At 68.9% G+C, this 11,497-nt stretch carries 10 protein-coding genes; all 10 read left to right on the top strand.

Translation table 11 applies throughout. From position 1 onward, the window contains the following. Positions 1–31 precede the first annotated feature (31 nt). The 10 genes from mreC (at position 32) to ACFYQ5_RS07865 (ending at position 11,494) form a co-directional block, all read left to right on the top strand. Entirely contained in the window at positions 32–1,090 is a 1,059-nt protein-coding gene (mreC, locus tag ACFYQ5_RS07910) for a rod shape-determining protein MreC (protein ID WP_389194646.1), read from the top strand. A 10-nt stretch (positions 1,091–1,100) separates the two neighbouring features. Next, the gene (mreD, locus tag ACFYQ5_RS07905) at positions 1,101–1,763 is read left to right on the top strand and encodes a rod shape-determining protein MreD (protein WP_389194644.1); all 663 of its coding nucleotides are present in this window, start codon (positions 1,101–1,103) and stop codon (positions 1,761–1,763) included. A 64-nt stretch (positions 1,764–1,827) separates the two neighbouring features. Further along, positions 1,828–4,002 carry a penicillin-binding protein 2 gene (gene mrdA, locus ACFYQ5_RS07900; protein ID WP_389194641.1) on the top strand — a complete coding sequence of 725 codons (2,175 nt, stop codon included), beginning with the start codon at positions 1,828–1,830 and terminating at the stop codon, positions 4,000–4,002. Next, entirely contained in the window at positions 4,002–5,195 is a 1,194-nt protein-coding gene (gene rodA, locus ACFYQ5_RS07895) for a rod shape-determining protein RodA (protein WP_389194639.1), read from the top strand. The genes mrdA and rodA overlap by 1 nt, the downstream gene beginning before the upstream one ends. 76 nt (positions 5,196–5,271) lie before the next feature. Beyond that, positions 5,272–6,798: a CHAD domain-containing protein gene (locus tag ACFYQ5_RS07890; protein ID WP_389194636.1), complete on the top strand. Its 1,527-nt coding sequence runs from the start codon at positions 5,272–5,274 to the stop codon at positions 6,796–6,798. 50 nt (positions 6,799–6,848) lie between these two features. Then, the gene (locus ACFYQ5_RS07885) at positions 6,849–8,777 is read left to right on the top strand and encodes a TIGR03960 family B12-binding radical SAM protein (RefSeq protein ID WP_389194633.1); all 1,929 of its coding nucleotides are present in this window, start codon (positions 6,849–6,851) and stop codon (positions 8,775–8,777) included. A gap of 575 nt (positions 8,778–9,352) precedes the next feature. Then, positions 9,353–9,877: a DUF6879 family protein gene (locus ACFYQ5_RS07880; RefSeq protein WP_389194630.1), complete on the top strand. Its 525-nt coding sequence runs from the start codon at positions 9,353–9,355 to the stop codon at positions 9,875–9,877. An 18-nt stretch (positions 9,878–9,895) separates the two neighbouring features. Next, positions 9,896–10,744, top strand: coding sequence for a helix-turn-helix domain-containing protein (locus ACFYQ5_RS07875; protein ID WP_389194627.1), 849 nt, complete (start codon positions 9,896–9,898; stop codon positions 10,742–10,744). A 297-nt stretch (positions 10,745–11,041) separates the two neighbouring features. Next, on the top strand, positions 11,042–11,254 hold the full coding sequence (locus ACFYQ5_RS07870) for a hypothetical protein (protein WP_389194625.1): 213 nt from the start codon (positions 11,042–11,044) through the stop codon (positions 11,252–11,254). 102 nt (positions 11,255–11,356) lie between these two features. Then, the gene (locus ACFYQ5_RS07865) at positions 11,357–11,494 is read left to right on the top strand and encodes a hypothetical protein (protein ID WP_168712694.1); all 138 of its coding nucleotides are present in this window, start codon (positions 11,357–11,359) and stop codon (positions 11,492–11,494) included. The last annotated feature ends 3 nt before the right edge of the window (positions 11,495–11,497 follow it).

Here is an 11,497-nt window from a genome sequence, read left to right as displayed (position 1 = left end):
CATTCCGACGAGGAAGGCACGGCCGCCGCACGTGAGGGACACACGAGAGAGCCGGCTGCTCCTGGTGCTGCTGATCGCCATCGCATTCGCCCTGATCACGGTCGATATCCGCGGTGGCGAGGAGTCACCGGTGGACGGAGCCCGGCAGGCCGCCGCCACGGTCTTCGGACCGGTCGAGAACGGTGTCGCGGCCGCGGTGGACCCGGTGGGCAATGCCATCGGCGCCGTACGGGACTCCGGTGACCGGCACGACAGGATCGCGGCCCTGGAGCACGAGAACGCCGAGCTGAAGACGAAGCTCGGCAGCGATGACCGCAACGCCAGCAAGGTCCGCCAACTCGACACCATGCTGAAGAGCGCCGGATCCGGCCAGTACGGCATCAAGGCCGCACAGGTCATCGCCATAGGAGCGGCCCAGGGATTCTCCTGGACCATCACCATCGACGCGGGGGCCGACGACGGCCTCCAGCGTGACATGACCGTACTGAACGGCGAAGGGCTCGTCGGCCGGGTCACCACCGTCGGCCCGAACACCGCGACCGTCCTGCTGGCCAACGACCCCGACTTCACCGTCGGCACCCGGATGGAGAAGACCGACGAGCTCGGCTTCGCCACCGGACAGGGATCCCGGCCGCTGTCGGTCCAGTTCCTCAACGGCAAGGCCGACGTCAAGAAGGGCGACCGGCTGGTCACCTTCGGCTCGAGCGGGGACAAGCCCTTCGTCCCCGGCGTGCCGGTCGGCGAGGTCGTCCGTGTCGACCCGTCCGGCGGCGACCTGACCCGGACCGTCTACGTCCGCCCGTACGTCGGCTTCACCAAGCTCGACATCGTGGGCATCGTCGTCCAGGCTCCCCGTGACGACCCCCGCGACATGGTCCTGCCGAAGCAGGCCAAGAAGCCGGAGAAGCCCAAGCCCACCCCGACCGTCACCGTCACCGTCCAGCCGAACGGTGACCTCGTCGACGGCAGCGGAACGGTCGTCGGGAACATCAACGAGAAGCCCGACGCGTCCGCTTCCCCGGGCGCCTCCCCGGACGCCTCCGGAAACGCCGACACGGCCGCCGGTGACGCGGCGAACGAGCAGGAATAGAGCTGACCCCATGCGTTTGAACAGGACTCTGCTCTCCGTCGCCCTGGTCGTGGTCGCCCTCGTCATCCAGGTCTCCGTCCTCGCCCGCCTCCAGCTCCCCGGGGCCACCCCCGACCTGCTGCTCCTCGTCGTCCTCGGACTCGCCTTCGTGTACGGGCCCGTCAGCGGCGCCCTCATCGGCTTCGGCGCGGGTCTCCTCGCGGACCTGGCACCGCCCGCCGACCACGCCGCCGGGCGCTACGCCCTGGTGCTCTGCATCATCGGCTACCTCGCCGGAATGGCCCGCCCCGAGAAGGGCCAGCTGAAGTCGGCCCTCACCCCGATGGCCTTCGTCGTCGTCGCGGCGCTCGCGTCGACCCTGCTGTACGCCGGTGTCGGCTCCCTCGTCGGCGACACGGCCGCCCGCCATGTGGGCCTGGGCAGCCTGCTGTTCACCGCAGCGGTGTACGACCTGCTCCTCGCGCCGTTCACCGTTCCGCTGATCATGGCGCTCGCCAGACGCACCGAGAACGACCCGGTCTCCGACAGTTCCGGCAGCGGTGACGTCGCCGCCGGCTGGCTGGCCTCGGGCACCGGGCTGCGGATCGGCAGCCAGCGGGGCGGGATGCGCCTGAGGGCGGCCCGCAGCCGCGCCGCACGTGCAGGAAGGATCAAGGGGGTCAAGCGACTGTGAGGCTGTTCTCCTCCGGGGGCGACCCCCGTACTCCCGGCCGACCCACCACCACCGGGGGCACCCCGTGAGCAACATCCCGGAGACGGGCCGGACCCCGCGGGTCCAGATCCGTCTCGTCGTCATCCAGGTCCTCGTCTTCTCCCTGCTCCTGACGCTCGGCGGCCGGCTCTGGTACCTCCAGATCCGCAACGGGCAGGAGTACACCGACGAGGCCAAGAACAACCACGTCCAGCAGGTCGTGCAGCCCGCCGTCCGTGGTTCCATCCTCGACGCGCGCGGCGTGCCCCTCGCCGACAACGAGACCCGTCTCGTCGTCTCCGCGAGCCGTACCGAGCTGATGAAGATGAAGGACGACGGCGTCGGCGTCCTCACGCGTCTGGCCGGCGTCCTCGACATGAAGCCCAAGGACGTCCAGGACAAGGTCCGGCTCTGCGACGCCGAGACCCCGCAGCCCTGCTGGAACGGCTCGCCCTACCAGCCGATCCCGGTCACCGACGAGGCCACCACCCAGCAGGCCCTCACGATCCGCGAGCGCGCCGAGGACTTCCCCGGCATCACGGCCGAACCCACCGCCGTACGCCGCTACGCCGCACCCGGCAAGGCCAACACCGCCCAGGTCCTCGGCTACCTCTCGCCCGTCACCGACGAAGAGGTCACCAAGGCGCAGGACACCGACTCGCCGTACCTCCGCTCCGACCAGGTCGGCCGCTCCGGCCTGGAGCGCACCTACGACAACGAGCTGCGCGGCAAGGCCGGCGTCACCCGCTACGAGGTCGACAACCTCGGCCGCGTCATCGGCGAGGCGCAGAACGACGAGGCGGAGCCCGGCTCCAGCGTCGTCACCTCCATCGACGCCCGGGTCCAGGCCGTCGCCGAGTACGAGCTCAACAAGGCGATGGAGACGGCCCGCAAGGAGATGGACCGCAACACCAACGAGCTGTACAAGGCGGACTCCGGCGCCGTCGTCGTCATGGAGGCCAAGACCGGCCGCATCGTGTCCATGGCGTCCCTGCCGACGTACGACCCCAACGCCTGGATCGGCGGCATCTCCGCCAAGGACTACGCCCAGCTCACCGGCAAGAAGTCCAACTTCCCGCTGCTGAACCGGGCCATCCAGGGCACCGCCGCACCCGGGTCGATCTTCAAGGTCATCTCCTCGACCGCCGCGGTCAACGCCGGATACGACTTCGACGGCAACTACCCGTGCCCGAGCTCGTACTCCATCGGCGGCCAGGTCTTCAAGAACTTCGAGTCCCAGGGCTACGGCAGCATCAACCTCGGGCGTGCCCTCGAGGTCTCCTGCGACACCGTCTACTACGGCCTGGCGCACAAGGAGTGGGCGAAGGACGGCGGCAACAAGCCGAAGAAGAACCCGGGGGACTGGTTCTACAGGACGGCCCACCAGTTCGGACTCGGCAAGGAGACCGGCATCGACCTCCCCAACGAGGTCGCCGGCCGCGTTCCCGACCGCCAGTGGAAGCAGGACTTCTACGACGCCAACAAGGCGGCCTGGTGCAAGCAGGGCAAGAAGGACGGCACGTACGTCGAGAAGATCGCGTACGAGGGCTGCCTCGAGGGCAACAAGATGCGCGCCGGTGACTCCGTCAACTACTCGATCGGCCAGGGCGACACGCTCGTCACCCCGATCCAGATGGCGACCATCTACGCCGCGATCTCCAACGGCGGCACCCTGTACGACCCGGCCGTCGGGAAGGCGGTCGTCAGCGGCGACGGCAGGACCGTCCAGGAGATCGCGCCCCAGGCCCACGGCAAGCTGCCCTTCAAGGGAGACACGCGCGACAAGATAGACGAAGCCCTCGCGGGAGTCGCGACCCGGGGCAGCGCCGCCTGGCGTTTCGGCGGATGGCCCCAGGACAAGATCCCGATGCACGCCAAGACGGGCACCGCCGAGGTCTACGGCAAGCAGACGACCTCGTGGTTCGCCACGTACACCAAGGACTACTCGATCGTCATGACGATCTCCCAGGGTGGTACGGGCTCCGGCGCCTCCGGCCCCGCCGTGCGCAACATCTACAACGCGCTCTACGGGCTCGACGCGAGCGGCAAGCAGGACCTCAAGAAGGCGCTGCTGCCCACCCCGCAGAAGACCCTGCCCAAGATCAAGCCCGACGGACAGATCGAGTCGCCCAAGATCAAGCCGTACACCCCCGCGCCCGTCGACGACGGCACGCAGGCGCTCGCCGGCGCCCTCCCCGTGACCCTGGGGAGGCGTGACTGATGGCAGGCTTCTCCGTCTCGCGCTACGCCCCCGAACAGCGCTCCGTCTGGACCAGGCTCACCGCCCGCGACTCCGTCGTGCGGCGGCTGGACTGGCCGCTCCTCGGATCGGCGCTCGCCCTGTCCTTCGTCGGCTCGCTGCTGGTCTGGTCGGCGACCCGGGGCCGCGATTCGCTCACCCACGGCGACCCGTACTACTTCCTGTTCCGGCACGCGCTCAACACCGGCATCGGCCTCGTGCTGATGATCGGCACCATCTGGCTCGGGCACCGCACCCTGCGGGGAGCGGTGCCGGTCCTCTACGGGCTGTCGGTCGTGCTCGTCCTCGCCGTCCTCACGCCGCTCGGCGCCACCGTCAACGGCGCGCACGCCTGGATCGTCCTCCCCGCAGGCTTCTCCCTCCAGCCCTCCGAGTTCACCAAGATCACGATTATCCTGGGCATGGCGATGCTGCTCGCCGCCCGGGTCGACGCCGGCGACCAGGCGCATCCCGACCACCGGACCGTCGCCAAGGCGCTCGGCCTGGCACTCGTCCCGATGGCGATCGTCATGCTGATGCCCGACCTCGGCTCCGTCATGGTCATGGCCGTCATCGTCCTCGGCGTGCTTCTCGCCTCCGGCGCCTCCAACCGCTGGATCTTCGGGCTCCTCGGCGCGGGCGCTGCCGGCGCGGTGGCCGTCTGGCAGCTCGGCGTGCTCGACGACTACCAGATCGCCCGGTTCGCGGCCTTCGCCAATCCGGCGCTCGACCCGGCCGGCGTCGGCTACAACACCAACCAGGCCCGCATCGCCATCGGTTCCGGCGGTCTCACGGGAACCGGGCTCTTCAACGGATCCCAGACGACAGGCCAGTTCGTCCCCGAACAGCAGACCGACTTCGTCTTCACCGTCGCGGGCGAGGAGCTCGGCTTCCTCGGAGCCGGACTGATCATCGTCCTGCTCGGCGTCGTCCTGTGGCGCGCCTGCCGTATCGCCCGCGGGACGACCGAGCTGTACGGGACCGTCGTGGCCGCCGGCATCATCGCCTGGTTCGCCTTCCAGTCGTTCGAGAACATCGGGATGACACTCGGGATCATGCCGGTGGCCGGACTTCCGCTGCCGTTCGTGTCCTACGGAGGCTCGTCGATGTTCGCCGTCTGGGTGGCGATCGGACTGCTCCAGTCCATCAAGGTGCAACGGCCGATGTCGGCCTGACCAGAGGACCGCCCGGCACAGGGGCGGTCCTGGCTCCGCCCTGCATACCCGCCGACATCGCGGATAGATTCGTCATATGGCGGACTCCAAGCATGAGGTCGAACGAAAGTACGAAGCGACTCCCGAGACCCGGCTGCCCGATCTGACCCGTGCGGCCGGGGTCTCGGCCGTCGTCCACCGCGGGCTGAGCGAACTCGACGCCGTCTACTACGACACCGACACCTTCCGGCTGGCCGCGGACTCCCTCACCCTGCGCCGCAGAACGGGCGGGGACGACGCCGGGTGGCATCTCAAGATCCCCGTCTCCGCCGGTGTCCGTGACGAGATCCAGGCCCCGCTCACCGACACCCTGCCGCCCGACCTCGGCGCGCTGCTCCGCTCCCGCGTACGGAACACCCCGGTGGCCCCCGTCGTACGGATCCTCTCCGCCCGGGACGTCCACCACCTCCTCGACGAGGACGGCGCCCTGCTCGCCGAGCTGAGCATCGACGAGGTCCTCGCGGAACGCCTCACCGGAAAAGGGCAAGGCGTCACCTCGGCATGGACCGAGATGGAGGTCGAGCTGGCCGACGACGGCGACCCCGCGCTCCTCGACGCCGTCGAGCGGCGGCTGCGCAAGGCCGGGATCCGGCCCTCGGCCGCACCGTCCAAGCTGGCCAGGGCCCTGGCCGAGACCGCCCCCGAGAAGCGCGCGAAGGTCCGGAGGCCCGCGGCCCCGCGCACCGCCGGCGACCATGTACTCGCCTACGTACGCCGTCAGGTCACGGCTCTCGTGGAGCTGGACCCCGCCGTACGCCGCGACCTGCCCGACAGCGTGCACCGCATGCGGGTCGCCACCCGCCGGCTGCGCAGTGCCTTCAGGACATACCGCAAGATACTCGACCGGACCGTCACCGATCCGCTCCGCGAGGAGCTGAAGTGGCTCGCCGCCGAGCTCGGGGTCGACCGCGACCAGGAAGTCCTCGACGCGCGTCTCCGCTCCGACGTCGCCGGTCTGCCCGCGCCCCTGCTCCTCGGCCCGGTGAAAGCCCGGCTGCAGCTCACCTCCGTCGCCAGGCGCACCGGTTCCCGGAGGCGGGTCACCTCCGTGCTCGACACGGAGCGCTATCTGGCCCTGCTGGACTCCCTGGACGCCCTCCTCGCCGACCCGCCCCTGCGCCCCGCCGCGGCACGGACACCACGGGATGCCCTGCCCCGTGCCGTGCTCAGGGACTACGAGCGCCTCGCCACCCGCGTCGGGCACGCCCTGGAGCAGCCGCCGGGCGAGGACCGAGACGTGGCCATGCACGAGGCGCGCAAGGCCGCCAAGCGCGTCCGCTACGCCGCCGAGGCCGCCAGGCCCGCCCTGGGTAAGCCGGCCAAGAAGTTCGCCCAGCGGATGAAGTCCGTGCAGTCGGTCCTCGGCGACCACCAGGACAGCGTCCTGGCCCGGAACGTTCTGCGCACCCTCGGAGCCCAGGCCCACGGCGCGGGGGAGTCCGCGTTCACCTGGGGGCTGCTGTACGGCCGGGAGGAGGCCGCGGCGGCTGCACGGGAACGCGAACTGCCCGGAACCTGGGCCCGGGCGTCCCGCCCCGGACTGCGCGCGGCGCTGAAGGGCTGAGCACCGGGTTACGCTTGATGGTCACCCCTGCCAGCTACGAAGGTCCACAGATGTCTGCCGAGTCGGTCTTCCCGCAGCTCGAAGCTCTGCTCCCGCATGTGCAGAAGCCCATCCAGTACGTCGGCGGTGAGCTGAACTCCACCGTCAAACCGTGGGACGAATGCGACGTCCGCTGGGCACTCATGTACCCGGACGCCTACGAGGTCGGACTCCCCAACCAGGGCGTCATGATCCTCTACGAGGTGCTCAACGAGCGTGAGGGCGTCCTCGCCGAGCGCACGTACAGCGTGTGGCCGGACCTCGAGGAGCTGATGCGCGCGCACAAGGTGCCGCAGTTCACCGTGGACAGCCACCGCCCCGTCGGTGCCTTCGACGTGTTCGGCCTCAGCTTCTCCACCGAGCTCGGCTACACCAACATGTTCACGGCCCTGGACCTCGCGGGCATCCCGCTGGAGTCCAAGGACCGCACCGTCGATCACCCGATCGTGCTGGCGGGCGGCCACGCCGCCTTCAACCCCGAGCCGATCGCGGACTTCATCGACTGCGCGGTCATCGGCGACGGCGAGCAGGCCGTCCTGGAGATCACCGAGATCATCCGCGCCTGGAAGGCCGAGGGCCGGCCCGGCGGCCGCGAGGAGGTGCTGTTCCGCCTCGCGAGGACGGGCGGCGTCTACGTACCCGGCTTCTACGACGTCGAGTACCTCCCCGACGGCCGCATCGGCCGCGTGGTGCCCAACAAGTCCGGCGTGCCGTGGCGCGTGTCCAAGCACACCGTCATGGACCTCGACGAATGGCCGTACCCCAAGCAGCCGCTCGTCCCCCTCGCCGAGACCGTCCACGAGCGGATGTCCGTGGAGATCTTCCGCGGCTGCACCCGCGGCTGCCGCTTCTGCCAGGCCGGCATGATCACGCGCCCCGTGCGGGAGCGAAGCATCACCGGCATCGGCGAGATGGTCGAGAAGGGGCTCAAGGCCACGGGCTTCGAGGAGGTCGGCCTCCTGTCGCTCTCCTCCGCGGACCACACCGAGATCGGTGAGATCGCCAAGGGACTCGCCGACCGGTACACGGACGACAAGGTCGGCCTCTCGCTGCCCTCCACCCGCGTCGACGCGTTCAACGTGGACCTGGCCAACGAGCTGACCCGCAACGGCCGCAGGTCCGGCCTCACCTTCGCCCCCGAGGGCGGCTCCGAGCGCATGCGCAAGGTCATCAACAAGATGGTCTCGGAGGAGGACCTGATCCGCACGGTCGCCACCGCGTACGGCAACGGCTGGCGCCAGGTGAAGCTGTACTTCATGTGCGGCCTGCCCACCGAGACCGACGAGGACGTCCTCCAGATCGGCGACATGGCGGTCAACGTCATCGCCAAGGGCCGCGAGGTCTCCGGGCAGAACGACATCCGCTGCACCGTCTCCATCGGCGGCTTCGTGCCCAAGCCGCACACCCCCTTCCAGTGGGCCCCGCAGCTCAGCGCCGAGGACACCGACGCCCGGCTGAAGAAGCTCCGCGACAAGATCCGCGACGACAAGAAGTACGGCCGCTCCATCGGCTTCCGGTACCACGACGGCAAGCCCGGCATCGTCGAGGGCCTGCTCTCCCGCGGTGACCGCCGGGTCGGCGCGGTCATCCGCGAGGTCTACGAGTCCGGTGGCCGCTTCGACGGCTGGCGCGAGCACTTCAGCTACGACCTCTGGATGAAGAGCGCCGAGAAGACGCTCCCCGCCTTCGGTGTCGACGTGGACTGGTACACCACCCGCGAGCGGACCTACGAGGAGGTCCTGCCCTGGGACCACCTGGACTCCGGCCTCGACAAGGACTGGCTCTGGGAGGACTGGCAGGACTCGCTCGACGAGACCGAGGTCGAGGACTGCCGCTGGACGCCGTGCTTCGACTGCGGCGTGTGCCCGCAGTTCGACACATGGCCACAACTGAGCGAGAGCGGTAAGAAGATGCTCCCGCTCACGGTCAAGAAGCCGTAGTGACCAGCGGAGATGCCGTCCGTCGGATGGCTGAGTCGCTCGCAGGCATGACCGATGCGGAGCGGGCCGAGATCCTTCGAGGGCTCGGAGCGAGAGAGCGTGAGCAGGCTTCGCGCACGCTGCGGCGAACGCCGCTCCCCGCCCCTCGGCAAGACGGCGGGCGCATCGTCTCGGCCGTGGAGTGGGTGTAGGCAGGTAGAGGGCGTCCGGCCCGACACAGAGCCGGACGCCTTTTGCGTGCCCTCCCTAGGCCGCAGCCGCCCCCGACCCCGTTGGGGTGAACACGCCCCCTTGACCAGCACAGTCCGGCAGGGTGAGGGTCGTGCAACCAGGCGCAACGCGCTCGACAGGGAGGGACCTCATGGCCTTACGGTTCGTTGGTAAAGATCCTGAGTCCGGAGATCACGGATCACCTGCTGTGTGGGTGGACCAGGAGTCAAAGGATCTTGTGATCCAGGGGTGGACAGCAGACGAGCAGACCACGGGCGAAAGCTCACGGGATGTTCTGATCCCCGGGCATGAGTCGGTGATCAGGGTTCCGAAGCGGATGGTCCCGCTTCTCAGGGAGGCGCTTCGTGTCGCAGAGTCTGACTGACTTCTCTGACCTCATCAGGTCAGTGCGGGAGTCAGCCGTGCATCTTGAGATGCGCGACGGATACGGCGTGGACAACGAGATCGAAGGCTTCGCGGCGTGGCAGGAGGGGCACCGACTGGACCCGGATGACCGGAGTTCCTGGTGGCGTCCGTGGCTGGACCTGGTGCAGGAGGTCACGGCCAAGGGTGTCGTCATCCGACGTGCCCGCATCGTGTCGGAGCCGGTCAGCGATTACATCGCGTTCGAGCACTCCGGCACCTTCACCAACGTGGCGGCCGGAGAACAGATCCGTTGGCTGCCCCGCCGCAGTGCTTCGGATCTGGCCCTGCCGGGCAACGACTTCTGGTTGTTCGACGGCAGGCTTGTTCAGTTCAACGTCTTCGACGGCGTCGGCAGGTGGGTCCACACCGACCAGACGGAGGACGCGGCCGTAGCCAAGCTGTGCGCGTCGGCGTTCGAGGCGGTGTGGGAGCGGGGCATCCCGCACGAGAAGTACACCGTCTGATTCCTGACCGGTCAGCTCATGCCTACCTCTCCGCTTTCCAGTGCCCAAGCCGCGCGTCAGGCGGTAGCCACCCGCCTGCAAGGGCTGATGAAAGACGCGGGGCTGTCAGGCCATGAGCTGGCCGTTCGGTGCGGCTGGCACCGGGCGAAATCTTCCCGCATCGCGCGGGGCATCACGCCTCCCTCGGATGCGGACATCCGGGCGTGGTGTTCGGCGTGCGGAGCGGACGGCCAGGCGGCTGACCTCATCGCTGCGTCGCGCAACGCCGAGTCCATGTACGTCGAGTGGAGGCAGATCCACAAGGACGGCATGCGCCGTGTCCATGAGCAGACTGTCCCGCTTTACCAGCGCACCCGCTCGTTCCGCGTCTACGCCTCGAACGTCATGCCGGGCATGCTCCAGACCGCCGGGTACGCGACAGGGCTTCTGAGAGCCATCACGGCCTTTCAGGGCACACCGGATGACGTGGCTGACGCGGTGGCTGCCAGGCTCGACAGGTCGCGGGTGATCCGTGAGGGTGACCACCGCTTCGCGCTGCTCCTCGAAGAGACGGTTCTCCACTACCGGGTCTGCGATGACGAAGCCATGCGAGAACAGCTTGAGCACCTGCTCACTGTCATGCGTCGGCCGAACGTGGCGCTCGGCATCATCCCGAAGCAGGCACGCCGAACGGTGTGGCCGCTCGAAGCGTTCTACTCCTTCGATGATCAGCAAGTAGCTGTGGAGACGCTGACGGCTGAGATCAACCTGACCACTCCCGGCGAGATCTACACCTATCTACGCGCCTTCGCTGAGCTGTCACGAGTGGCCGTACGGGGCGAGCCGGCGAAGGGTCTGATCCGTGACGCGCTCTCCACGCTCGGGTGATCCCGTGCAACAGCGTGCAACAAGGTAGAGCCGCATACCCGTAGGTCCCTAGCGTCGTCTGCACACCGAGGCAGGCGGAGGCGGCGACATGGTCAGGGTGAACGAGGAGGCCCCGGAGCGGGGCGCGCTGGAGTACGTGACCTATGCCCCTGCGGGGCAGGACTGTGCCGCGTGCCTGCGCCCTCTGAAGCCCATGGAAGTTGCCCGTCGCATCGTCCTTGATCGGACGGCCGGGCCACCCCTGGCCACGTACCGCCACGCGAACGACTGCCCGAAGTCGGTGGCTGGCTGATGGAGATGCGGACTTGGAGACAGTCGCGCACCACGGCGACGGATGCGGCCGAGTCCTTGCGTGCTGCCTTCGCCGCACTGGGCATCCCGGAGAGCGCGTGGAGCAGCGTGCGACCCGTGGTCACCAACACCGGGGGCGCGTACGTCCACCTCGGCATGATCCGCGCAGACGCGGTCGAGCAGATCGCGGAGGCGATGAGAGAGATCCCGTCGCGGTGAAGCCCTGCCCCCTGCCTCGCGGTAGCTGCCTCGAAGGTGGCTGCCCCTTCGTTCCTCCCGCCGGATTCCCGGCGGGGTTTCCCGAGTAGAGAGGTAAGTCCGATGGTGGAAGAGAGCACCGGTTCGACGGCCCCCGTAGGGGGTGGCCTGCTCATCGCGAAGCGGCAGATCGTGGCCGCAAGGACGCGGGCCGAGCAGGAGTCGGACAACACCAGTGGCCGTTCCGACGGCAACGACTAGCGG

It is taken from the genome of Streptomyces sp. NPDC005794, assembly GCF_042871445.1.
Classification (GTDB): Bacteria; Actinomycetota; Actinomycetes; order Streptomycetales; family Streptomycetaceae; genus Streptomyces.
The sequence above is the reverse complement of the archived record's forward strand: the minus strand, read 5'-3'. Positions and strand labels throughout refer to the sequence as shown.